Genomic DNA, 22,901 nt, shown 5'->3' with positions numbered 1-22,901 from the left:
GAGCGGAGGGGCCGCGAACCATGGGCGCAGTTCTGGCTCGCGGCGGCGCCGGAGCGCAGGGGAGGGGACGACGTGAGCACGGGGGTGTGCGTCGTCGGGGCCGCCGAGTCCGACCTCGGCGTCACCGGCAAGACGGTGCTGCACCTGCAGGCCCAGGCCGTCACCCGCGCGCTCGCCGACGCCGGGCTGCGCCTCGCCGACGTCGACGGCCTGGCCACCAACGGCGTGTCCCGCTTCTCCGCCACCCAGGTCGCCGAGCATCTCGGCATCCGTCCACAGTGGACCGACTCGACGTTCGCCGGCGGCTCCGCGCCCGAGCTGTACGTCGGCCACGCCGTCCAGGCGATCCGGGCCGGGCAGGCGTCGGTCGTCGTCGTCTCGTACGCCTCCAACCAGCGCTCCGCCCGCAGCCGCAGCTTCGACCCGTACGAGGCGCACACCCCGGAGGCGCAGTTCGAGCAGCCGTACCGGCCGCTGTACCCGGTGTCGGCGTACGCCTTGGCGGCGCAGCTGTACCTGCACACGTACGGCGCCGCACGGGGGCGGGCCGGGATGACGCAGGTCGCCGTCGCCGCCCGCGAGTGGGCCCTGCGCAACCCGCGCGCCTTCCGCCACGGCGCCGGGCCGCTGACCGCCGCGGATGTGGAGGACAGCCCGTTGCTGAGCGACCCGCTGCGGGTCGCGGACTGCTGCCTGGTCACCGACGGCGGTGGCGCCGTCGTGCTGTGCGCCGCCGACCGGGCCCGGGACCTGCCCGCCGTGCCGGTCGAGGTGCTCGGCTACGGCGAGGCGACCACGGGCACGTCGATCGTCGGCGCCGGCGACCTGCTGCGCACCGGCGCCACCGGGTCCGGGCGGCGCGCGTTCGCCATGGCCGGGCTCACCCCCGCCGACGTCGACAGCGCCCAGATCTACGACTCGTTCACCATCACCGTGCTGCTGTCGCTGGAGGCCCTCGGGTTCTGCGGCTTCGGCGAGGCGCCCGACCTCGTCGCCGCGCGGACCCTGCCGATGAACACGTCCGGCGGTGGCCTGTCGTACTGCCACCCCGGGCAGCTCGGCGTGCTGCTGCTGGTCGAGGCGGTGCGCCGGCTGCGCGGCACCGACGACCGGGTCGCGCTGGTCCACGGTACCGGCGGCATCCTGTCCACGCACGGCACCGTCCTGCTGGGACGGCCGTCGTGACGCCACCGCAGGACGAGACGACCGCCGCCTGGTGGGACGCGACCCGGCAGCGCCGGCTCACCGTGCAGCGGTGCGCCGCGTGCGGGCACCACCAGCACTACCCGCGGCCGCTGTGCCTGCGCTGCGGCGGCCCCGAGCCACCGCTGGTGGACGCCGCGGGCACGGGTGTCATCGAGACCTTCACCGTCGTGCGGCGCGCCGCCGAGCCGTACGCGGTCGCGATCGTCGCGCTGACCGAGGGGCCCCGGCTGGTGTCCAACGTCGAGCCGTGGCAGGACGCCGCGATCGGCGCCGCCGTCCGCGTGCACTGGCGGCCGCTGGACGACGGCCGCAACCTTCCCGTCTTCGTCCTGGAGTGACCACAGTGGACTTCGAGCTTACCGATGAGCAGCACCAGTTCCGCGACGCGCTGCGCGCCTTCGTCGACCGGGAGATCCGCCCCGTGGCCCGGGAGTGGGAGGCGACCGGCCGCTACCCGGCCGAGATCGTCGCGACCATGCGGCAGATGGGGCTGTTCGGGCTCACCGTCCCCGAGGAGTACGGCGGCCTCGGCGCCGACATGGTGTCCTTCGCCCTCGTCTTCGAGGAGATCGCCAAGGGCTGGATGGGCATCGCCGGCATCCTCGGCAGCCACTCCCTGTCCTGCTGGCTGATCGCCCGGCACGGCACCGACGAGCAGCGCCGCCGGTACCTGCCGGACCTCGCCACGGGCGCCCGCCGCACCGGCATCGCGCTCACCGAACCCGACGCCGGCACCGACCTGCAGGGCATCCGCACCGTCGCCCGCCGCGACGGCGACCACTACGTGATCACCGGCCGCAAGACGTGGATCACCAACGCCCGCCACGCCGACCCGCTGCCGGTGCTCGTCAAGACCGACCCGGCCGCCGCCCCCGCGCACCGCGGCATGTCGGTGCTGCTGGTCGAGGCCGGCACCCCCGGCTTCGAGGTGCTCCGGGACCTGCCGAAGCTCGGGTACCGGGGCACCGAGTCCTGCGAGGTCCTCTTCGACGACTGCCGGGTGCCCGCCGAGGCGCTGCTGGGCGGCGTCGAGGGCCGCGGCATGCAGCAGGTCCTGTCCGGCCTGGAGACCGGCCGGATCAACGTCGCCGCCCGCGCCCTCGGCATCGCCCAGGCCGCCTACGACGAGGCGCTGCGCTACGCCGGCCAGCGCCGGGCGTTCGGCGCCACCATCGACACGTTCCAGGCGGTGCAGCTGCGCATCGCCGACATGGCGATGCAGGTCCAGTCGGCGCGGCTCATGGTGTACTGGGCGGCGTCGCGCGCCGACGCCGGCCGCCGCGTCGACCTGGAGGCCGGCATGGCGAAGGCGTTCGCATCCGAGGCGGCCGCCGCGTGCGCCCTGTCGGCGATGCAGATCCACGGCGGCTACGGCTACTCCAAGGAGTTCGACGTCGAACGCCTGTACCGCGACGCCCCGCTCATGATGATCGGTGAGGGCACCAACGACATCCAGCGCATCGTCATCGCCAAGGCGCTCACCAGCGGGAAGGGCAGCATCGGATGAGGTCGTACCTCTACGTCCCCGGCGACGCGCCGCAGAAGCTCGACAAGGCCCTGCACCGCGGCGCCGACGCGCTCATCGTCGACCTCGAGGACGCCGTGCCCGCCGCCGGCAAGGACCGCGCCCGCGCGCTCGTCGCGCGGTGGCTCGCCGCGCTGCCCGCCACCGGCCGCCCCGCGGTCTGGGTGCGGGTCAACCCCGGCCCGGCCGGCGCGGCCGACGCACTCGCCGTCACCGGCCCCAACCTCGCCGGGGTGTGCCTGGCGAAGGCCGGCAGCGCGGCGGACGTCGCCACGCTCGGCGTCACCCTCGCCACCGCCGAGGAGGCGTGCGGCCTGCCGGTCGGCACCGTCGCGGTCGTGCCCCTGCTGGAGTCCGCCGCCGCCGTCCTCGCCGCGCCCGCCATCGCCCGCGCGCCCCGGGTCGCCCGGCTGCAGATCGGCGAGGCGGACCTGCGCGCCGAACTCGGCGTCACCCTCGGCCCCGACGAGCGCGAGCTGCTCTTCGTGCGCTCCCAGGTCGTCCTGGCCGCCGCCGCCGCGGGCATCGCTCCGCCGGTCGCGTCGGTCAGCACCGACTACCGCGACCTCACCGCGCTGCGCGCCTCGACCGTCGCCTTCCGGCGGCTGGGGTTCCTCGGCCGGGCCTGCATCCATCCGGCCCAGGTCGAGGTCGTCAACGAGGTGTTCACCCCGACCCCCGAGGAGCTCGCCGAGGCGGCCGACCTGGTCCGCCGCTTCGACGCCGCGGCCGGCTCCGGCACCGGCGTGCTCGTCGACGTCGACGGCCGCATGGTCGACGCCGCCGTCGTCCGTGCCGCCCGCCGGCTGCTCACCCTGGCCCCCTGACCCGCCCGCGGTGTGCCGGCGGGGAGGCACGGCGTGGTCGCCCGGCTGCCGCGACGAGTTTGTCGTGACGGGTTCTGTGGGCGCCTGGCTGGTGCCGTGACGGGCGGCCGGCGCCGGCGGGTGGGACACTGCGGCGGTGGAGGCAGACGAGCGGCGCCGGCGGGTCCGCGCGGTCCGTGCACGGCTCGGCCGCGGCGGCCCGCCCCGCACCCGGGGCCCGGACCTCGAGCGGGTCACCCTGCCCGCCCGCGACTGCGACCTGCTGCGCGACCTGCTCGTCGGCGAGGGCGTCGAGACCGTCGTGGAGATCGGCCTCGCCTACGGCAGCTCCGCCCTCGCGATCGGCGAGGCCCTCGTCACCGTCGGCGCGCCACACCCCCGGCACATCGCGGTCGACCCGTTCCAGCGCACGTCGTTCGCCGACGCCGGCTGGCGGCTGCTGCGCGACGCCGGGCTGGACGGCATCTCGGAGCTCATCGCCCTGCCCTCGGCGCTGGCCCTGCCCCGGCTCGTCGCCGACGGCCTCGTCGCCGACGCGGCCTTCGTCGACGGCAGCCACCGCTTCCACGAGGTGTTCGTCGACCTGTACTTCCTGCGCCTGCTGGTCCGCCCGGGCGGCCTGATCGTCCTCGACGACGACTGGACGCCCTCGGTCCGGACCGCCCTGCGCTACTACGAGCACAACCTGGGCTGGACCCCGCTGCCGGCCGCGTTCGCCACCGGCACCCACCGCCACCCCGGCGACGCCCCCGCCGCACCCCCGGTGCCCCGCTGCCGGGCCGTGCGACTGCCCGACCCGCCGGTGGAGCCACCGTTCGAAGCGTTCCAGCCGTTCTGGGCCGGCCTCTGACCCGCCGCCCCGCGTCATGGCCGGCCCCGCACCACGGTCCGACCGTGTCAGCACTGCCGCAGGCCGAGACCGCCGCGCTGGCTGGGCTGGATCCAGACCTCGGAGATGTAGCCGATACGGCCGTCCAGCTGGACGCCGTAGTAGCGGGTCGAGGTGTACAGCCGCGGGTTGGTGTCGTCGGCCGGGTCGGAGTCGTTGCCGTTGGTGGTGCGGGGGCCCTGGGTCTGGCAGACGGCCGGGGCGTAGGTGCCGCCCGTCCGGCGGTCGGTGCCGGCGATGTTGCAGCCCTTCTTGCTGCACGACGTCTCTGGGTACGTGGTCAGGTACGCCGGGACCGGGTCCTCGCCCATGGCGCCGGCGCCCCGCGTGGCCAGGTTCTGGACGGTCAGGGTCACCTGGGCGGGCGGGGGCGGCGGGGGTGCCTGGGTGGTCGTCTGCTGCTTCGGGGGCTGGGTGGTCGGCAGCGGCTGCAGGGGCTGCTCGGTCAGGGTCGGCAGCGGGGCGACCGTTGCCGGCTTGGTGGTCGGGGCCGGGTTGGCGTTGGCCAGGGCCAGCGGGGCGCAGCCGACGATCAGGCCGAGGAGGGGGTCGGTCAGGCCGGCCGTGTTCAGGTAGTCCTGCAGGGACCAGCCGTTCTTGGCGTCGTCGATGACCGTGGCCAGATTGAGCGCGTCGTTGCCGAGGCCCGCGGTGAGGACGCTGAAGGCGCAGGAGGCAGCCTTGTCGCGGATCTCGGCGCCGGTGCACGGGTTGGTCAGGCCACCGTAGGAGCAGATGGTGCGGGACAGGTCCTTGCGGGCGACGGTGAAGTCACCGTCGTGCTTGGAGCCGGCCCTGCCGTTCTGGTCCCGGCACTCCAGGTGCCACTTGACCGTGGTCTTGTCGGACTTCGCCGGGATTATGACCCTGAACTCGTAGCCGGTGAAGTAGGGCGGGCGGTAGATCGAGCCGAACCGTGAGTTCTGCAGCTTGAACGGGTACGTCAGGGTCTTCGAGACGTTGCCCGCGGTCAGCTTGAGCGAGGCGGGGCTGCCGCCGTATCCGTCCGAGAGGCTGGTGACCGACGAGCAGGAGACCGAGCCGCTGACCTTGACGGTCTGCGGCTCCTTGTTGTTCGGCGAACTCCACGGCCAGCTGATGGCGAAGCTCGGCGCCGCCATCAGCATCACGACGGCCACCGCCCCGACGGCCGAGGCGGCGCCGATCAACAGACTCGGCCGGTGCAGTGCCACGTCGCCCTCCCCAACGAACGGACATCGGACGCCCATGGTGGCAGACCAGCGGGTCCGGCACCGGCGTTTTTCGTCGATGAGTACCTGACGGACAGCCGGCGTCGGTGGGGTCGGGCTCAGCCGCGCAGCAGGGTGTCCACGGCCGGCAGGTCGGCCAGGGCGGTGGTCCGGGCGGCGAGCGCCCCGGCCGCCTCCGGCGACAGCACCCGGGTGGCGTTGAAGGTGAACTTGCGGGCCAGGTCCGCCGGGGACAGGGGGGCCTCGGCGCTGCCGCGGGACGCGTCCACCCGGTGCTCGAGCACGGTGCCGGCGGTGTGGACCCGCAGGACGGCGGCGAACGCGTGCGGGAAGATGGCCGTCGCGCGCTCGTCCGGGACGCAGCGGACCTTCGCGGCCAGGGCGAGCCGGTCCGGGTCCAGCGGGCCGGTGAAGTCGTCCAGGCCGACGCCGAGTCCGCCGCCGCCGAGCAGGGCCGTGGCGACGGTGTACGGGCCGGAGAACTTGCCGTGGTACGTGCTGCGGGGCCGGACCTTCTCCGCGACCGGCTCGGCGATGGTGCGCAGCGTCGGCGCCGGCACGCCGAGCTCGATCAGGTCCACAGCGGACGGGTCCAGGCCGGCGGCGCGCAGGGCCAGGGCGCAGTCGATGCCGGGGTGGGTGAAGTGGTTGGACGGATACGGTTTGAACGCGGTGCGCAGCAGCTCCCACCGCTCGCCCAGGTCGCCGAGCAGCGCGCCGTCGTCGCAGCGGCCGCCGGTGTACGCGGCGAAGAAGCCGAACCTGCCCTCCAGCACGGTCGGCGGGCCGGTGAGCCCGTCGGCGGCCAGGTAGGCGGCGCTCACGCCGGCGTGCGCGGCCCAGCCGCAGTGCACCTTCTTGACGGTGCCGCCGGTGCGGTTGGCCTCGATGAGCCCGGCGCCCATGCTGGCCGCGACGCCCATCGCGGAGGCGACCCCGGCCGCGTCGAGGCCGAGCAGCAGCGCGGCCGCGGCCGCCGAGCCGATCGCGCCGCAGATCGAGGTGGCGTGCAGGCCGCGGTCGAAGAAGACGGAGTTGGCGATCGACGGGTCGTACGCGGCCATGCCGAGCCGGTCGGTGAGCTCGACGCCGGCGGCGACGGCGGCCAGCACGGCGGTCCCGGACGCGCCGGTGGCCTCGGCGGTGGCGAGGGCGGCGGGGACGACGGACGCCGACGGGTGCAGCACCGACGGCAGGTGGGTGTCGTCGAAGTCCAGGGAGTGCGCGAGGGTGCCGTTGACCAGCGCGGCCGCCGGGGCGGGGAGCCGGTCACCGGCGCCGATGACGGTCGCCTCGGCGGTGCCGCCCCAGCGGCGCACCGAGCGCAGGACGGCTGGCGCGGCGTCGGCGTCCGGGTCGCCGTGGGCGGCGAGGGCCAGGCCGAGGATGTCCAGGACGCGGGCGGGCACGTCGGCGACGACCGCGGCCGGCAGCGCGTCCTCCCGGCAGGCGACCGCGAACTCGGCGAGCCGCTGGACGGCCGTCACGCCGTCGCGCTGGGCGGCCGTCACGGCGTGCCGCCGGCGGGCAGGATGGCGAGGGGCCGGACCGGGGCGCCGGTGGCGCCGACGATCGGCAGCGGGTTGAGCACCAGCAGGCACTCGGTGACGCCGGTGTCCAGCAGCGGGTGCAGCCGCATCGTCTCCACGATGTGCACGCCGCGCTCCACCAGCAGTATCCGGTGCACGGGCAGCACCGCGTGCCCGCGGCCCGGCGGGATGCACTCGAACGCGATCGTCTCGCCCCCGACGACCCGCGCGCCGCGGGAGGCGAGCCACCCGGCGGCGGCGACGCCCGGGCCGGGGGTGCCGTCACGCTGCCCGACGAAGACGTCGGGCTCGTCCCAGCGGCGCGACCAGCCGGTGCCGATGAGGACGGCGTCGCCGGGGTGCACGGCGACGCCGCAGGCGTCGAGGTCCTCGGCGGTGATCTCGTACCCGGCGGGCAGGACGGGCACGCCGTGCACCCGGGCGACGTCGAGGACCGCGGCCCGGCCGACGTACACCTCGAAGGACTCGATGCCGTGGGAGGTGAAGCCGAGGTGGCTCTGCACTGACGCGGCGGGCACCCCGCCGTGCAGCACGCCGTCCTGCGACACGTGCGCGAGCGCGTCGACGTGGGTGCCGACGTGGCCGCCGGTGACGATGATCTCGTTCGCGGCCGAGCCGCCGTCGGGGCGGACCAGGTCGCCGTGGCGGCGTTCGAGGGCCATCCGGAACGGGGGGTGGTTCGGCGACTGGGGCATGCCGCGGCGCATCGGCTGCGCCAGGTCCAGGACCGTCGCGCCGGCCAGGAAGTCGGGCATCACAGCACCCCGTCGGCGCGCAGCTTCGCGATGTGGTCGTCGGCGAGGCCCAGCCGGTCGCGGTAGATCTCGTCGTTGTGGGCGCCGAGCGCCGGGCCGGTCCAGCGGATGTCGCCCGGGGTGGCGGACAGCCGGTACAGCACGTTCTGCATGCGCACCGGCCCGAGCACCGGGTCGTCGACGGCCCGCAGGGTGCCCAGCGCCGCGTACTGCGGGTCGGTGAACACGCCGGCGATGTCGTGGATCGGCGCGACCGCGGCCTCGGCGGCCTCGAACGCGGCGATCACGTCGGCGGCGTCGCGGGCCGCGATCCAGTCCCCGACGTAGCCGTCGAGCAGGTCGGCGTGCTGCGCGCGGGTCGCGCCGGCGGCGAACCACGGCTCGTCGACCACCTCGGGATGCCCGACGAGCCGCAGCACCCGCTCCGCGACGGCCTGGGCGGAGGTCGACACGGCGAGCCATTTGCCGTCGCGGCTGCGGTACGTGTTGCGGGGCGCGTTGTTCACGCTCCGGTTGCCCGTGCGTCCCTGGATCACGCCGAGCTGGTCGTACACCATCGGCTGCATCCCGAGCAGGGTCAGGATGGGCTCGATGATGGCCAGGTCGACCACCTGTCCGGTGCCCGTGGTGTGCCGGGCGAGCAGGGCGGTGGTCACGGCCTGCGCGGTGGTGATGGCGGCGATGCCGTCGGCGAGGCCGAACGGGGGCAGGGTCGGCGGGCCGTCGGGTTCGCCGGTGATGGCCGCGAAGCCGCTCATCGCCTCGGCGAGGGTGCCGAAGCCGGGCCGCGACGCGTACGGGCCGAACTGGCCGAACGCGGTGACCCGGGCGACCACGAGCCGCGGGTTGACCTCGGCCAGGACGTCGGGGCCGAGGCCCCAGCGCTCCAGGGTGCCGGGGCGGAAGTTCTCGATCAGCACGTCGGCCCCGGTCAGGAGGCGTTTGAGCAGGTCAGCACCGGCGGGCCGGGACAGGTCGAGGGTGACGCAGCGCTTGTTGCGGCCGAGCAGCGTCCACCACAGCGGCACGCCGTCCTTGGCGGGGCCGTGGCCGCGGGCCGGATCACCCTTGGCCGGATGCTCGATCTTGATGACGTCGGCGCCGAAGTCTCCGAGGATGGTGGCGGCGAGGGGGCCGGCGAACAGGGTGGACACGTCCACGACGGTTATCCCTGCCAGGGCGGGCTGCGGTTCCACCAGCCGAGCCTAGCGGCACTACCGTCAAAAAGGAAACCCCGTTACATTGAGCGAAACGGCGAAGGAGTTGAGGTCGCGTGTCGCGGTACGACCTGCTGGTGAAGAACGGCACGCTGGTCCTGCCCTACGTGGGCTCGGTGCGGGCGGACCTCGCGACCCGGCAGGGGCGCATCGCGGCGATCGGGGAGGACATCCCGCCCGCCGACGCCGAGGAGGTCCTGGACGCCACCGGCCGGCTGGTCTTCCCCGGCGGCGTAGACGCGCACTACCACCTGGGCATCTACCGGCCCCTGAAGGTGGACGCGGCGCAGGAGACCCGCTCGTCGCTGGTCGGCGGCGCCACCAGCGTGCTGTCCTACTTCCGCACCGGCCAGCACTACCTGAACCGGACCGGGCCCTACGAGGAGATCCTGCCCGAGGTCGTCGCCGCGGTGTCCGGACACTCCTGGACCGACTTCGGCTTCCACCTCGCGCCGATGGACACCCGCCAGGTCGGCGAGGTGCCCGCACTGGTGGACCGGCACGGGGTCAGCTCGTTCAAGTACTACATGTTCTACAAGGGCTTCAACCTGTCCGCCGACTCGCGCGACGCCAAGGCGTTCACGATGAGCGACGAGTACGACCTCGGCCACCTGTACCAGATCATGGAGGCCGTCGCCGCCGCCGGCCGCCGCGATGCGCCTCTCCAGGGCGGCCCGGACCGGCGGGTGTCGCTGTCGCTGCACTGCGAGCAGGCGGAGCTGATGCGGCTGTTCATCGACCGGGTCCGCGCCGCGGGCGACCCGCAGACGCTCAAGGCGTACTCCGACGCGCGCCCGCCGCTCACCGAGCGGGTCGCGATCGGCGAGGCGACCACCCTCGCCGCGGCGACCGCCTGCCCGGTCAACCTGCTGCACCTGTCCAGCGGCGAGGCCCTCGCCGCCGCGACCGAGGCCCGGCTGGCCCACCCCGACCTGGACCTGCGCACCGAGGTCACGCTGCACCACCTGTGCCTCAACCACGACGAGCTGCCCGGCCTCGGCGGCAAGGTGAACCCGCCGATCCGTAGCGCCGCCGACACCGAGGCGCTCTGGGCCGGGGTTCTGTCCGGCAAGGTCGACTGGGTCGCCTCCGACCATGCGTGCTGCCTGGAGGAGCACAAGGGCGACGAGCTGTGGCCGGCGCTGCCCGGCTTCGGCGGCACCGGCCTGCTCTACCCGATCCTGCTCAGCGAGGGCATGCACCGGCGCGGCCTGGCCCCGCACCGGGTCGCGGAGCTGGTCTCGGCCAACCCGGCCCGGGCGTACGGGCTGTGGCCGCGCAAGGGCTCCCTGCTCGTCGGTCACGACGCCGACCTCACCGTCGTCGACCCGGACCTGGAGCAGGAGGTGAGCACCGACCTGCTGCTGTCCGGCCAGGACCACTGCCCGTTCGCCGGCCGCAAGGTCCGCGGCTGGCCGGTCGCCACGGTGCTGCGCGGGCGGATCGCGTACCGCGACGGCGCCGTGGTGGGCGACCCGCGCGGCACGTTCCTGTCCCGCTGACCGCGTCTCGACGGCGCGCTGCCCGGAAAAGGTGGCGGAATCGGGGCTGGCCCACCGATTTCGCCACCTTTTGTGCAAGCCGGCGTGGCCGCCCGCCGTGCGGGTGGCGGCCACGCCACTGCGCGGGTCACATGCCGTCGCCGGACCAGGGGCCTCTGGAGCGGGAGCGGACCGGCATCGTGGAGATGACCGGGGCCTCGTGGGTGTGGTAGTTCTCGGCGGTGCCGCCCCACTTGATCCATTCCTCGGTCGTGTACCAGTTGATCAGCTCGCCGTCGGAGCGGATGATCCAGTCGATCTCCGTCTCGGCGACGAAGTGGCCGTGCTTCACGCCGGCCGGGCGGAAGCAGTAGGTGCCCTCGTCGATGTCGCCGAAGTTGTACGCCATCCGGCCGCCGAGCGTGTAGAACTCCTCGTAGCACGGGTGGTGGGCGAGGCGGTGGTCGGTCCAGCCCTTCGGGGCGCGGATCAGCCGGGTGTAGAAGCCGGTCTTCGGGTCGCGGTGCAGCAGCTTGATGTAGAGCGGGGTGAGCGGCCCGACGGTCGGCGCGGCGACCCACTCCAGGGCGTTGGCGTCGACGATCGACGCGTCGCCGTCGGCGCGGCGGGGGCCGTCGGGGTCGAAGCCGGCGTCGCCGTACTCGCGCCAGTGCAGCACGTGGCTGCCCTCCCGGATCTTGATCCAGTCCATCGGCACGCCCTTGGGGACCTGGACGTAGCCGCCCGGCCCGACCTCGGTGCCGCCGTACACCAGCGAACCGGACACGACGTAGAACTCGGTGTCGGCGTGCGGCACGCCGGGGCCACGGCCCCAATCGGCCGGGAACTGCAGCGACAGCGACGACGAGCCGTCCTCCTCGTCGGTGGACAGCCGCCGCTCGACGGCCCGCCCCTCGCCGAACGGGAGCTCCGCCGCGTGCCAGATGTAGTCGTCCTCGTGGATCAGTTCGACGTGCGCCCTCACTGATAGCTCCTCAACTCGTGTCTCGGGTCGGTGCAAGACGCTGCCCTCAACCCGTGCTCCTCAGCTCTCGTTTCAGCACCTTGCCGGCCGCGTTGCGGGGTAGCGCCGCGATCGGCCGGATCTCCTTGGGCACCTTGTGCCCGGCGAGCCGGGCGCGCAGGTGCTCGCGCAGTGCGTCGGGGCTGCAGTGTTCGCCCTGGCGGGTCACGACGTACGCGACGACCCGCTCGCCCCACCGCTCGTCGGGCTCGCCGACGACCGCGGCCTCCACCACGGACGGGTGGGCGGCCAGGGCCTCCTCGACGTCGCGGGGGTAGACGTTCACCCCGCCGGTGATGATCAGGTCCTTCTTGCGGTCGACGATGGTGATGTACCCCTCGTCGTCGACCACCACGACGTCGCCGCTGGTCAGGAAGCCGTCGGTGGTGACACACTCGGCGGTGGCGGCGGGGTTGGCGAGGTAGCCGTTCATCAGGAACGGTGAGCGGCTGAACAGCTCGCCGGGGGTGCCGGGCGGCACCGGGACGCCGTCGTCGTCGACGACCCGGATCTCGGTCATGAACCAGGGGTGGCCGACGGAGCCGGCCTTGCGGCGGGCGTCGGCGGGCCGCAGGTTGCTGATGACGCCGGCCTCGGTGGAGCCGTAGAGCTCGTGCACGCCGGCGTCCGGGAAGGACTCCAGGACCCATTCCTTGAGCGCGACGGGCAGCGCGGCGGCGTTGAAGTACAGGGTGTCGAGGCTGCTCAGGTCGTGCCCGGCCAGGCCGAGCTCGCGCAGCCCCACGGCGTGCGTCGGCACCAGGAACACCGACTGCAGCCGGTCGCGCGCCACCATGGCCAGCAGCGCGCCGGGGTCCCAGGCGCGCAGCATCGACACGGTGCCGCCGGTGAAGACGGACGCGTAGGCGAACGCGAACCCGGCGCCGTGGTACATCGGCGCGACCGCGACCGTGCGCCGCCCCGGTCCGAGGCCCCACTCCAGGGCGGTGCAGTAGAACGTCAGGCAGCGGGACCGGTGGCTGATGAGCACGCCCTTGGGCACGCCCGTGGTGCCGGACGTGTACGCGATGCAGAACGGGTCCCACTCGCCCACCGGCACCCGCGGGTCGCCGGCGGCGGCGCCCGCGAGCGCGGCCTCGTAGCCGGGGCCGAGCCGCAGCGTGACGCCGAGGTCCACGGCGCGGTCCTCGAGCAGCGGGTCCAGGATCATCGCCCGCGCGCGGGAGTGCCCGGCGATGTACTCGGTGTCGGCCGCGGTCTGGCGCGGGTTCAGCGGCACCATCGGCAGCCCGGCCTTGGCCAGCCCGGCCGCGATCTCGCAGTACTCCAGGCGGTTGCCCGACAGCACCGCCACCGGGTCGCCCGGCCGCAGCCCGGCGCCGAGCAGCACGTTGGCCAGGCGGCTGGCCCGCTCGTCGAGGGCCGCGTAGGTCAGCCGCCGGTCGCCGTCGATCACAGCGGTCGTGTCAGGGGTGGCGCGGGCGAACTCCCGCACGCCGTTGGCGATGTTCAGCTGAGCGCCGGTCACGGCGTAATGGAAACACCGTTTCCATTCTGAATCAACGGGTGGCCGGTGGAAAAGTGGCCGTGCGGCCCAGCAGCGCCGGCGTGGCGATGCCGAGCCGCTCGCCGATCCAGGTGCCGGTGCCGGCGAGTGCGGGTAGGTCCAGGCCGGTCGGCACGCCCATGCCGTGCAGCAGGTACGTGAGGTCCTCGGTGGCGATGTTGCCGGTCGCCTGCGGCGCGAACGGGCATCCGCCGATCCCGCCGGTGCTCGCGTCGAGGGTCCGCACGCCGGCCTCCAGGGCCGCGACGGCGTTGGCGTAGCCGGTGTTGCGGGTGTTGTGGAAGTGCGCCCGCAGCGGCACGTCCGCGTCCACCTCGCGGATCGCCGCCACCAGGGCGCGCACCTGGGTCGGCACGCCGACGCCGATCGTGTCGGCGATCGCGATCTCCCGCGGGCCGCTGGGCAGCGCGGCCGCCGCGATCGCCCGCACCCGGTCGACGGGGACCTCGCCGGTGAACGGGCAGCCGAACGCCGCCGCGATCGTCAGCGACGCGCCGATCCCGGCCGCCGCGGCGCCGCCGGCCACGTCGTGCCACACGTCGAGGGCCTCCTGCACGCCGGTGCCCTGGTTGCGGCGGGAGAACTCGTCGGAGGCGACCACGACCACGTTGACCTCGTCGACCCCGGCGGCGAGGGCCCGGTCCAGGCCGCGCCGGTTGAGCACCAGGCCGATGTACGTGACGCCCTCGCGGCGCGGTACCGCCGCCATCACCGCCTCCGCGTCGGCCATCTGCGGCACCCGCCCGGGGTGCACGAACGCGGTCGCCTCCAACCGGCGGATGCCGGCGTCCAGGGCGCGCGTGATGTAGTCGACCTTCACCTCGGTCGGCAGCAGGACCCGCTCGTTCTGCAGCCCGTCGCGGGGGCCGACCTCGACGATCTCCACCCCGGCCATCGCTCACCTCCGGTTCCTCTAGCGAAACAACGTTTCCAAACCGTACACTGCTGAACCATGGCTGGTCCTCTGTCCGACATCCGCGTCCTGGAGACCGGGACACTGCTCGCCGGCCCCTTCGCCGGGCAGCTGCTCGGCGACTTCGGCGCCGAGGTCATCAAGCTCGAAGACCCGGGCAAGGGCGACCCGATGCGCGAGTGGGGGCGCGAGAAGCCGCACGGGCAGTCGCTGTGGTGGCCGGTCGTGGCGCGCAACAAGAAGTCCGTCACCTGCAACCTGCGCACCCCCGCCGGCCAGGACCTGGTGCGGCGGCTGGTCGCGGAGTCCGACGTCCTCGTGGAGAACTTCCGCCCCGGCACCCTGGAGCGCTGGGGGCTCGGATACCCGGAGCTGTCGGCGATCAACCCGCGGCTCGTGCTCGTGCGGGTCACCGGGTACGGGCAGACCGGCCCGTACGCGCCGCGCGCCGGCTTCGGCTCGATCGGCGAGGCGATGGGCGGCATCCGGCACGTCACCGGCGAGCCCGACCGCCCGTCCAGCCGCGTCGGGGTCTCCCTCGGCGACGCGCTCGCCGGCACCATGGCCGCCTACGGCGCGGTGATGGCCGTGCACGCCCGCGAGCGGACCGGCCGCGGCCAGGTCGTCGACTCCGCCATCTACGAGGCGGTCCTCACGTACATGGAGTCGCTGCTGCCGGAGTGGGTCGTCGCCGGGTACCAGCGGGAACGCACCGGCGCGATCCTGCCCAACGTCGCGCCGAGCAACGCCTACCCGACTGCCGACGGCGTCGACATCCTCATCGCCGGCAACCGCGACACCGTCTTCGCGCGCCTGTGCGAGGTGATGGGCCGCCCGTCGCTGGCCACGGACCCCCGCTACGCCACCCACGGGGCCCGCGGGGCCAACCAGGAGGAGCTCGACGAGCTCATCGGCGCCTGGACCGCCACCCTGCCCGCGGACGAGACCCTGGCGTTGCTGCACGCCGCGGGGGTACCGGCCGGCAAGATCTACCGCCCCGCCGACATGCTCGCCGACCCGCACTTCGCCGCCCGTCAGTCCATTGTGGACGTACCGCATCCGGACTTCGGGAAGCTGCCCATGCAGGCACCCGCACCGCGCCTGTCGGACACCCCCGGCGAGATCCGCTGGGCCGGACCCGCGCTCGGCGAGCACAACGCCGAGGTGTACGGCGGCCTGCTCGGCCTGACCGGCGACGACCTCGACAAGCTGCGCGTGGACGGCGTCGTCTGATGTCCGGCTCCATGTCCGGGCTGGACGACGACTACGCCGGTGCCGGCTTCTCCGGCCGGCTCGGCTGGGGCGAACGCCCCGCGCTGCTGCTCGTCGACCCGGTCCTTGCCTACCTGCGGCCGGACTCGCCGCTGTTCTGCACCACGGCGCCCGCGGCGCTGGACGCGATGGCGTCGCTGCTGGCCGCCGCCAGGTCCGCGGGCCGGCCGGTCGCGTTCACCGCCGTCGGGTACGCCGACGACACCTGCGGCGAGGCCCCGCTGTTCGCCGCCAAGGTCCCCGGCCTGCGGGTCTTCGCCGACGGCTCGCCGCTGGCCGCGCTCCCGCCGGCGCTGACCCCGGTGCCCGGCGAGCTGGTCGTGCGCAAGCACTACGCGAGCGCGTTCGCCGGGACCGCCCTCGCCGCCTGGCTGGCCGCCGCCCGCGCCGACACCGTCGTCGTCGGCGGGTACTCGACCTCCGGCTGCGTGCGCGCCAGCGCCGTCGACGCGCTGCAGCACGGCTTCCGGCCGATGGTCGTGCGCGAGGCGTGCGCCGACCGGGCCCCCGGGCCGCACGCGGCGAACCTGTTCGATCTCGACGCCAAGTACGCCGACGTCGTCGATTTGAGCGAGGCCCTGCACCACTTGGAGTGAGAGTCCATGTGAGGTTGCCTCGGACCGCCCGTGCACGTCCGCGCGGACCGTTAGACAACGGGAGTGGACCGTGACAGCCGCCTTCCGTCGCTCACCGGACTGCGCTGGGCGGCCGCGCTCATCGTGTTCGGCCAGCATATGCTGGAGCAGTACTACAATCCGCAGCTCGTCGCGGCGAAACCCGTGCGCTCGGCGCTCTGGGCCGTCTTCACGCACAGCGGCGGCCTCGGCGTGTCGTTCTTCTTCGTCCTCTCCGGCTTCGTGCTCACCTGGTCGGCCCGGCCCGGCGACCGCGTCGGCGCCTTCTATTGGCGCCGCTTCAGCAAGGTGTACCCGCCCACGCTCGTCACCACCCTCGCCGCGGTCCTCATCATCGGCAGCGCCGGACCGCTGCAACTGGGCACCCACCTGACCCTGACGCAGAGCTGGCTGCCCCGGCCCGAGGTGTACACCGGGCTCAACCTGGTCAGCTGGTCGCTGTCCTGCGAGGTGTTCTTCTACCTGTGCTTCCCGCTGCTCCTGGCCGGCATGCGCCGCCTCGGCTCCGCCGGGCTGTGGGCGATCGCGGTCATGATGGTCGAGTGCGTGGCGCTGCTCGCGGTGATCCTCGTGCGCACCCCGCCCGCGACCGCCGCCTGGGTCGGCTACGTCCTGCCCCCGGTCCGCATGGCCGAGTTCACCCTGGGCATCGCCGTGGCCCTGCTGGTGCGCCGCGGCGCGTGGCGCGGCCCCGGCCTGCGCTGGTCCCTGGCGCTGCTGCCACCGGCGTCGGTCGCGGGGCTGTTCACCCCGTACCCGGTCAACGAGCACGCCGTCACGCTCATCCCGGTCACGCTGATCGTCGCCGCCGCCGCCCAGGCCGACCTGCGCGGCACTCGTACCCTGTGGTCCCGCCCGCTGACCGTGTACCTGGGCCAGCTGTCCTTCGCCTTCTACCTGGTGCACTTCCTCGTCATCGCCGCCTTCGACCGGTACGGCCTCCTGCCGCACCGCGCCGGCGTCCTGCAGGCCCTCGTGGCGACGGTCTCGGTGTTCTGGTTCAGCGTGATCGCCGCGATGACCGTCTACCACGGCGTCGAAGTCCCCGCCCTCCGCTTCCTCCGCCGGAGCGCTCCGGCCCCGGCGGCGCCGGCGGGCCGGCACAGGCTGGCCCTGACGGCCGCCCCGGCGCCACGGTTCGTCGGCGCCGTCCGGATGCCCCGCCATTCGTCGCTGTTCGACCTGCCGACGCTGCTGTTGCCGCTGCTCGGGGCCCCCGGAGCTTCCGGCGCTCAGCCCACCGTCACCGTCCCCACCCAGCCGCGCCACACATCCGCCCCGCAGCACGACGTTCCCAGCCTGCTCGACGACGGTTACGCCCCCCTGCCCGGCGCTGATTCGTTGAACGGCGCTGGTGCTCTTGACGGCGCTGATGCTCTTGACGGCGCTGGTTCCTTTGACCGCGCCGGTTTCCTCGACGGCGTTGGTTCCCTTAGCAGCGCTGCGTCCCTGGACGGCGCTGGTTCCCTGGACGGCGCTGGTTCCCTGGACGGCGCTGGTTCCCTGGACGGCGCTGGTTCCCTGGACGGCGCCGGCTTCCTTGACGGCGTTGGTTCCGTTAGCAGCGCTGCGTTCCTGGACGGCGCCGGTTCCCTGGACGGCGCCGGTCTTTTGGGTGGCGCCGGTCCGCTCAGCGACTTCGATTTCGACTTCGACCCGCTTCCCCCTGTGCCCACCCCACGTCATGCCGCCGAGGCCCCTCCCGCGCCGGCCGATGCCGCTGCCACACCCGTAGCCCAGGACGCCGATGCGGCCCATCCGGCTCCGGTGCCCGCCCACCCCATCCCTGCGCCACGCCACGTCGCTCCCGCGCCGCCGCGCGCCGCTCCGGAACCGACCCACGCGGCTGCGGAACCGCCGCCGGTGGTGCCCGCTCCTCGTCACGCCGCTCCTGCCACGGCTCACGCCGTCCCCGAATCAGCCCACCCAGCCCCGGAGCTGCCCCCCATGATGCCCACTCCTCGTCACGCAGCTCCCGCAACAGCACACGCTGCTCCTGTCCCGGCACACGCTGCTCCCGAACCGGCCCACGCAGCTGTCGAAGAACCGGCCCACGCGGCTGCCGATCCGGCCTACGCCGCCGCGGAGCCGCCGCCGGTGGTGCCCACTCCTCGTCACGCCGCCCCGCTCCACGCCGCCCGGCCGCCGGTTCACGCTGATCCTGCCCCGCTTTACGCCGCCCGGCCGCCGGCCCACGCCGCGTTGCCCGACCCGTTGTCCGACCCAGCCCTCGGCGTGCCCGCTCCTCGGCACGCCGCCCCGGCCCACGCCGCGCCCGCACCGGTCGACGACATCTTCACATCGACCGGCACCGCCCTCGGCCCCGCCGACACCCCACCGACGTCGACCCACAGCGTCGCCTTCCCACGCCACGCCGCCCCGCGCCACGCCATCCCACCATCGGCCCACACCGACCACACCAGGCTCCACCGGCCAACCGTGCCGTCCCCCGGCGTCCCAGCCCCACGCCACGCCGCTCCAGCCCACGCATCGACCGACGACACCCCCACCTGGACCGACGACGCCCTCACCTGGACCGACGTCCTCACATGGACCGACGACGCCCCCGCGCCGGCCGACGACACTCCTGCGCCGTTCCGCACGACCCCGCCGCCGGTGGGAACGCCGACCCAAGACGTTCCGCTGCCCCGGTCAACGGCGCCCCGGCACAAGCGGTGGTCAGCACCCGGCAACGCCCCCTACGCCCCATAGGCAACTCACACCCGAGGAACGCTGCGCCCTCGCCTGCCAGCGCTATCAGGCTGTCTCGCGGTCATCTGGACGGGGATGAGCTCCATCGCCAGTACGGCCGGGTGCCAGAGATGGCGCAGGCCGCGGTGGCACACGCGGCCGCCACCGCCACCGTCAGCCCGCCCTGGGCGCCACGGCTGTCGACCGCAACGCCCGCGATCGTGGCCGCCAGGGCGGAGCCCGCGGCGCTGGCCGAGCCGAGCCAGGCGAACGCCTCAGTCAGGACGCCGCGGGTGACGACCGTTTCGGCGAGGACCGAGGCGAGGACGAGGACGACCGGCACGGCGACCGCGGTCAGCAGGACGCCGGCGGTGACGGCGGGGAGGGAGGCTGCGGCGAGCAGGGGCAGGCTGCCCAGGCCGAGCACCGTGCCCGCGGCGGCGAGCTGGCGGCGGGGGTGCGGGCGCCAGGGGCGCAGGCCGTACAGGAGGACGCTGAGCAGGCCGGTGCCGTTGGAGGCGGCGAACAGCACCGCGGCCAGGCCGGGGCGGTGGCGCTCGACGGCGAAGGCGGTCACGGCGATCGCCATCGTGCCGAAGAAGGCGCCGATGCTGGTGTTGACGCCGACGAGGAGCAGGAAGCCGGGGCGCAGCAGGGCACGGCGGTGGTGCGGGCGGTGGTCGTCGCGCGCGGCGACCGCCGGTGCGGTGCGCCGTTGCAGGGCGAGGACCCCGCCGCCGGCGACGGTGAGCGTGGCGGCGCCGAGGGTGCCCAGGACCGGCCGGCCGGCTGCCGCGATGGTGCTCACCAGGGCCGGGCCGATGAGGTACGCGACGCTGTTGCTCAGCGATTCCAGGGCGTACGCGGCGGGCAGCGCGGGACGGCGGGGACCGTCCAGCAGCGCCGACCAGCGGGCCAGGGCGACCGCGCTGAGCTGCGGGAGAGTGGCGCCGACCAGCGCACCGGCGACGGCCAGCAGCCAGCCCGGCGCGTCGTGTACGGCGCTCAGCACGAGGGTGGCCACGGCGGCGGCGTGCGCGAGGACGGCGGGCGGCAGGACGCGGTTCTGGCCGTACCGGTCGATGAGGCGCCCGGCCTGCGGGCCGGCGAGGGCGTCGGCGACGGCGAACGCCCCGGTGACGAGGCCGGCGGTGGCGTAGGAGCCGGTCGCGGAGCGGACCAGCCACACGATGCTGAGGCTGGTCATGGCGATCCCGACCCGGGCGGCGGCGGCCGGTCCGAAGAACGCCGCCGCGCCGGGCGTGCGCAGCAGCGTGCGGTAGCTGGTCGCGTTCTTCAGCGGTACGCCTGCCAGCCGAGGTGCACGGCGAGGCCGAGGCCCAGGGCGGCGATGACGCCGCGCAGCGCGGCCGGCGGGCTGCGGCGGATGACGACGGGGCCGAGCCGGCCGCCGGCGAACAGGCCCACGCCCAGCGGCAGCACGGCCAGCCAGTGCACCGGCCCGAACAGTGCGAACGCGCACGCGGCGACCGCGTTGGCGACGCCGAGCAGGACGTTCTTCGCGGCGCTGCCCTGGGCGAACGTGTCCGGGGTCATCGCCAGCAGCAGCGCGAGCAGCACGATGCCGGCCGCGGCGCCGAAGTAGCCGCCGTACACGCCGACGAGCGCGACCCCGCCCGCGAGGAGCCACCCGTGGTGGCGGTGCCGTTCGGCGTCCGCGGGGCGCCGCGGCAGCAGGATCGCCAGGGACGCGCCGGCGATCAGCCACGGGACCACGACCTCGAACGTCTCGGCCGGTGAGAGCAGCAGCAGCGCGCTGCCGGTGGCGCCGCCGGCGACCGCGGCGAGCGCCAGCCAGCGCAGCCGCGGGCCCTGCCCGGTCAGCTCCGGGCGGGACCCGGCGACCGCCCCGGCGCTGCTGAACACCAGCGACACGCTGTTGGTGACGTTCGCGGTCACGGGCGGCAGCCCCAGCGCCAGCAGCACCGGGTAGCTGATGAGCGACGCCAGCCCGGCGACGCTGCCGATCAGTCCGGCGCCGAGCCCGGCGAGGGGCAGCACCACGTACATCCACCACGTCACGACGCCGAGTCTCCTTGCGGCCACGGTGCACCCCGGCGCCGGGGCCGCCGCGGCACGGATTCGTCACATCGACCGCCAGGACCCCGGCGGGTGGTCGGGGACGGCGAGGTCGGCGACGACGCCGAAGTGGTCGCTGGGCCACACCCCGCCCACCGGCGCGTCGAACGCGAGCTCGCAGCCGGCGACGTCCAGGGTCGGGCCGTGCACGCCGCAGCGCACCATCACGTGGTCGATGCGGCGGCCCAGCTCAAGGGACATCTCCCCGGCCCGCACGAGCGGGTTCGCCGGCGTGAACGTGTGGCCGGGCTCGCCGGGGTGCGCGGCCGCCCACGCGTCGCGGTACGCGACACTCGTGCCGTGCAGGGACTGCAGCCCGGTCCAGAACCGCACGCTCGCGGAGTCCGGCTGGTCGTCGAGGTCCCCGGCGAGCACGACGTGCAGGTCCCGGCCGTCGAGCAGGTCCTCGACGAAGCGGGCGCAGCGCACCGCCTGCAGCTCCCGTTCGAGGGCGTGGCCGATCTCGTACGTGGGCTTGTGGTGCACGAACAGCATCGGCCCGACCGGCGGCGGCGCGGCGACCTCGGCGACGACGGCCGCCGCCCACGGCAGCGTGACCCGGGCCGTGACGTGCAGGTCGACCTCGCGGACGGTGCCGAGCGGCCAGCGGCTGGCCAGGACCGCGCCGACGCCGTCGGCGGAGCGCCCGGAGTGCCGGGCGACGTGGTACCCGTCGCCGAGCAGGTCCGCGGCCTGGTCGTAGCCGTCGCCCCAGACGGTCTCCTGCAGGGCGACGAGGTCGGGGCGCAGCCGGGCGAACCCGTCGCGCAGCACCGGCCGGCGCCGCCGCCAGTCCGCGTGCTCCGGCGAGAGCAGGTTGACCGTCATGACACGCAGGTGCCCGCGCCGCTCGATGGGGTCCATGCCCAGCCCACTGCTCCGGCAGCGACGCCGGTAAACGTGCCGCTGCCTGGTAGCGTGTCCGCCTCCGACGCAGGGGGTGCGGGATGGTGCTGCGGCACATCGGCTACTGGGACGGCCCCCTCGCGGCGTCCGGGCTGCCCGACGACGTGCTGACGGTCGCCGCCTGCGGCCCGGCGCCCGCCGTCGCCTCTCCCGACCTGTACACGACCATGATTGACATGTCGTGGTGGCTCGCCCGGGCGGTCGCGCCGGCCGTACACCTGCTCGGCTGCCGCCATCACGGCCGGACCGCGCCGTGGGACCTGCCGTCGACCGGCGACGTCTGGGTCGACCGGATCCCTCCGGACGCCGTGGCGACGCTGGCCCGGATCCGGACCCTGCTCGGCACCGCGTGGCCGATGTCCGACCTGCGCCGCCTGCTCGGCACCCAACCCTTCCTGGCCGCTGCGGCCGCCGACCCGGCGGCGCTGTGCCGCACGCTGAGGGAGTCCGCTGCGCTGCGGCCGTACCTGTTCCACGCCACCGCGGGCGGGCTGGAACGCATCTGGCCGCACGAGGACTGAGATGGACGGTCCGGTGCCCGGCTCGCGTGCAGGCGGGCCGGGCACCGGGGGTGTCGACGTCAGCGCCACGCCTGGTGGGTGGTCACGTTGCCGGGGTTGCAGTCGTACTGGACGAGCTTGGCGAGGGCGAGGATGCTGCCGTCGCGGACCGTCAGGCACTTCCAGCTGTTGCGGTTGACGAAGTGGTAGTAGCCGGGGACCGTGAGGATCTCGATCTTGAACCACCACTGGTTGGTGTCGCCATGGCAGGTGTACTGCTGGACGGCGGCGTTGTTGGACTTGCTGCGATCGCGGACGTCGAGGCACTTGCCGCTGTTGTAGTTGCGGATCAGGTAGAAGCCCTCGTTGCCGACCGGTTCGAGGTTGAACAGCTGCGCGGTGGAGCCGTTGCACGGCGACTGCTGCAGCTGCAGCTTGTTGTTGGTGCCCCAGTTCGGTACGTCCATGCACTGGCCGCTGTGTGCCACGTCCCAGGAGCTCCACACCGGCGGCTCGGCGGCGTGTGCGGCGGCGACCGGGGCGACGGCCAGGCCGGCGCCGAGGACCAGCGCGACCAGGGCGCGGCGGACGAATGCGATCAACGTGAAAACCACCTTCAACTGACGGCGCCGCCGATCTGGCGGTGCACCGAGGACCGTGCGGGCCGTCGC

Annotated in this window: 21 protein-coding genes; 10 read left to right on the top strand and 11 right to left on the bottom strand. The window is 74.3% G+C overall.

What is annotated here, in order from left to right:
- The first annotated feature begins 72 nt into the window (after positions 1-72).
- The 5 genes from AB0H83_RS39295 (at position 73) to AB0H83_RS39275 (ending at position 4,408) form a co-directional block, all read left to right on the top strand.
- Entirely contained in the window at positions 73-1,185 is a 1,113-nt protein-coding gene (locus tag AB0H83_RS39295) for a thiolase (protein ID WP_360104542.1), read from the top strand.
- Complete coding sequence (locus tag AB0H83_RS39290; RefSeq protein ID WP_360104539.1) at positions 1,182-1,544, top strand: OB-fold domain-containing protein; 363 nt, start codon at positions 1,182-1,184, stop codon at positions 1,542-1,544. The genes AB0H83_RS39295 and AB0H83_RS39290 overlap by 4 nt, the downstream gene beginning before the upstream one ends.
- 5 nt (positions 1,545-1,549) lie before the next feature.
- A complete protein-coding gene (locus tag AB0H83_RS39285) occupies positions 1,550-2,713 on the top strand; it encodes an acyl-CoA dehydrogenase family protein (RefSeq protein WP_360104536.1) in 1,164 nt (387 codons plus the stop codon).
- Positions 2,710-3,558: a CoA ester lyase gene (locus AB0H83_RS39280; protein WP_360104533.1), complete on the top strand. Its 849-nt coding sequence runs from the start codon at positions 2,710-2,712 to the stop codon at positions 3,556-3,558. The genes AB0H83_RS39285 and AB0H83_RS39280 overlap by 4 nt, the downstream gene beginning before the upstream one ends.
- A gap of 136 nt (positions 3,559-3,694) precedes the next feature.
- Positions 3,695-4,408: a class I SAM-dependent methyltransferase gene (locus AB0H83_RS39275; RefSeq protein ID WP_360104530.1), complete on the top strand. Its 714-nt coding sequence runs from the start codon at positions 3,695-3,697 to the stop codon at positions 4,406-4,408.
- Positions 4,409-4,455: 47 nt separating this feature from the next.
- Here AB0H83_RS39275 and AB0H83_RS39270 read toward each other — a convergent pair whose 3' ends face one another.
- The 4 genes from AB0H83_RS39270 to AB0H83_RS39255 all read right to left on the bottom strand — a co-directional run bounded on the left by AB0H83_RS39270 (position 4,456) and on the right by AB0H83_RS39255 (position 9,159).
- Positions 4,456-5,640: a hypothetical protein gene (locus AB0H83_RS39270; protein WP_360104527.1), complete on the bottom strand. Its 1,185-nt coding sequence runs from the start codon at positions 5,638-5,640 to the stop codon at positions 4,456-4,458.
- Positions 5,641-5,756: 116 nt separating this feature from the next.
- Complete coding sequence (locus AB0H83_RS39265) at positions 5,757-7,145, bottom strand: MmgE/PrpD family protein (protein WP_360104524.1); 1,389 nt, start codon at positions 7,143-7,145, stop codon at positions 5,757-5,759.
- Positions 7,146-7,165: 20 nt separating this feature from the next.
- Positions 7,166-7,963: a cyclase family protein gene (locus AB0H83_RS39260; RefSeq protein WP_360104521.1), complete on the bottom strand. Its 798-nt coding sequence runs from the start codon at positions 7,961-7,963 to the stop codon at positions 7,166-7,168.
- Positions 7,963-9,159 (bottom strand): CoA transferase, encoded by a 1,197-nt coding sequence (locus tag AB0H83_RS39255; protein ID WP_360104518.1) that lies wholly within the window; start codon positions 9,157-9,159, stop codon positions 7,963-7,965. The genes AB0H83_RS39260 and AB0H83_RS39255 overlap by 1 nt, the downstream gene beginning before the upstream one ends.
- Before the next feature lie 77 nt (positions 9,160-9,236).
- On the opposite strand from AB0H83_RS39255, the gene AB0H83_RS39250 reads away from it, so the two are divergent.
- On the top strand, positions 9,237-10,682 hold the full coding sequence (locus AB0H83_RS39250; RefSeq protein ID WP_360104515.1) for a dihydroorotase family protein: 1,446 nt from the start codon (positions 9,237-9,239) through the stop codon (positions 10,680-10,682).
- 127 nt (positions 10,683-10,809) lie between these two features.
- Here AB0H83_RS39250 and AB0H83_RS39245 read toward each other — a convergent pair whose 3' ends face one another.
- The 3 genes from AB0H83_RS39245 to AB0H83_RS39235 are packed head-to-tail and all read right to left on the bottom strand — an operon-like array spanning position 10,810 to position 14,108.
- On the bottom strand, positions 10,810-11,646 hold the full coding sequence (locus AB0H83_RS39245; protein ID WP_360104512.1) for a DUF4437 domain-containing protein: 837 nt from the start codon (positions 11,644-11,646) through the stop codon (positions 10,810-10,812).
- Between the two features lie 46 nt (positions 11,647-11,692).
- Positions 11,693-13,174, bottom strand: coding sequence for an AMP-binding protein (locus tag AB0H83_RS39240; protein ID WP_360104509.1), 1,482 nt, complete (start codon positions 13,172-13,174; stop codon positions 11,693-11,695).
- Between the two features lie 31 nt (positions 13,175-13,205).
- Entirely contained in the window at positions 13,206-14,108 is a 903-nt protein-coding gene (locus AB0H83_RS39235) for a hydroxymethylglutaryl-CoA lyase (protein WP_360104506.1), read from the bottom strand.
- A 57-nt stretch (positions 14,109-14,165) separates the two neighbouring features.
- Between AB0H83_RS39235 and AB0H83_RS39230 the strand changes: the two genes are divergently transcribed.
- From AB0H83_RS39230 to AB0H83_RS39220, 3 genes are all read left to right on the top strand, one after another.
- Positions 14,166-15,359 carry a CoA transferase gene (locus AB0H83_RS39230; protein ID WP_360104503.1) on the top strand — a complete coding sequence of 398 codons (1,194 nt, stop codon included), beginning with the start codon at positions 14,166-14,168 and terminating at the stop codon, positions 15,357-15,359.
- Positions 15,359-15,994 carry an isochorismatase family protein gene (locus tag AB0H83_RS39225; RefSeq protein ID WP_360104500.1) on the top strand — a complete coding sequence of 212 codons (636 nt, stop codon included), beginning with the start codon at positions 15,359-15,361 and terminating at the stop codon, positions 15,992-15,994. The genes AB0H83_RS39230 and AB0H83_RS39225 overlap by 1 nt, the downstream gene beginning before the upstream one ends.
- 63 nt (positions 15,995-16,057) lie before the next feature.
- Positions 16,058-18,745 (top strand): acyltransferase family protein, encoded by a 2,688-nt coding sequence (locus AB0H83_RS39220; RefSeq protein ID WP_360104497.1) that lies wholly within the window; start codon positions 16,058-16,060, stop codon positions 18,743-18,745.
- Positions 18,746-18,806: 61 nt separating this feature from the next.
- Here the strand turns inward: AB0H83_RS39220 and AB0H83_RS39215 are convergent, their stop codons facing one another.
- From AB0H83_RS39215 to AB0H83_RS39205, 3 genes are all read right to left on the bottom strand, one after another.
- Complete coding sequence (locus tag AB0H83_RS39215) at positions 18,807-19,937, bottom strand: MFS transporter (protein WP_360104640.1); 1,131 nt, start codon at positions 19,935-19,937, stop codon at positions 18,807-18,809.
- An 83-nt stretch (positions 19,938-20,020) separates the two neighbouring features.
- Positions 20,021-20,767 carry a sulfite exporter TauE/SafE family protein gene (locus AB0H83_RS39210; protein WP_360104494.1) on the bottom strand — a complete coding sequence of 249 codons (747 nt, stop codon included), beginning with the start codon at positions 20,765-20,767 and terminating at the stop codon, positions 20,021-20,023.
- Between the two features lie 63 nt (positions 20,768-20,830).
- Positions 20,831-21,688 (bottom strand): endonuclease/exonuclease/phosphatase family protein, encoded by an 858-nt coding sequence (locus AB0H83_RS39205; RefSeq protein ID WP_360104491.1) that lies wholly within the window; start codon positions 21,686-21,688, stop codon positions 20,831-20,833.
- Positions 21,689-21,771: 83 nt separating this feature from the next.
- On the opposite strand from AB0H83_RS39205, the gene AB0H83_RS39200 reads away from it, so the two are divergent.
- Positions 21,772-22,251 carry a hypothetical protein gene (locus AB0H83_RS39200; RefSeq protein WP_360104488.1) on the top strand — a complete coding sequence of 160 codons (480 nt, stop codon included), beginning with the start codon at positions 21,772-21,774 and terminating at the stop codon, positions 22,249-22,251.
- Positions 22,252-22,310: 59 nt separating this feature from the next.
- Here AB0H83_RS39200 and AB0H83_RS39195 read toward each other — a convergent pair whose 3' ends face one another.
- Positions 22,311-22,832, bottom strand: coding sequence for an RICIN domain-containing protein (locus AB0H83_RS39195; RefSeq protein WP_360104485.1), 522 nt, complete (start codon positions 22,830-22,832; stop codon positions 22,311-22,313).
- Positions 22,833-22,901 lie beyond the last annotated feature (69 nt).

The sequence above is a fragment of the Dactylosporangium sp. NPDC050688 genome (assembly GCF_040654515.1).
GTDB lineage: Bacteria > Actinomycetota > Actinomycetes > Mycobacteriales > Micromonosporaceae > Dactylosporangium.
The sequence above is the reverse complement of the archived record's forward strand: the minus strand, read 5'-3'. Positions and strand labels throughout refer to the sequence as shown.

What these genes read in the sequence shown, in the direction of transcription:
- AB0H83_RS39280 (WP_360104533.1), top strand. Translation starts at nt 2,710, where the DNA reads ATGAGGTCGTACCTCTACGTCCCCGGCGACGCGCCGCAGAAGCTCGAC.
- AB0H83_RS39260 (WP_360104521.1), bottom strand. Translation starts at nt 7,963, where the DNA reads ATGCCCGACTTCCTGGCCGGCGCGACGGTCCTGGACCTGGCGCAGCCG.
- AB0H83_RS39235 (WP_360104506.1), bottom strand. Translation starts at nt 14,108, where the DNA reads ATGGCCGGGGTGGAGATCGTCGAGGTCGGCCCCCGCGACGGGCTGCAG.
- AB0H83_RS39230 (WP_360104503.1), top strand. Translation starts at nt 14,166, where the DNA reads ATGGCTGGTCCTCTGTCCGACATCCGCGTCCTGGAGACCGGGACACTG.
- AB0H83_RS39225 (WP_360104500.1), top strand. Translation starts at nt 15,359, where the DNA reads ATGTCCGGCTCCATGTCCGGGCTGGACGACGACTACGCCGGTGCCGGC.
- AB0H83_RS39205 (WP_360104491.1), bottom strand. Translation starts at nt 21,688, where the DNA reads ATGGACCCCATCGAGCGGCGCGGGCACCTGCGTGTCATGACGGTCAAC.
- AB0H83_RS39200 (WP_360104488.1), top strand. Translation starts at nt 21,772, where the DNA reads ATGGTGCTGCGGCACATCGGCTACTGGGACGGCCCCCTCGCGGCGTCC.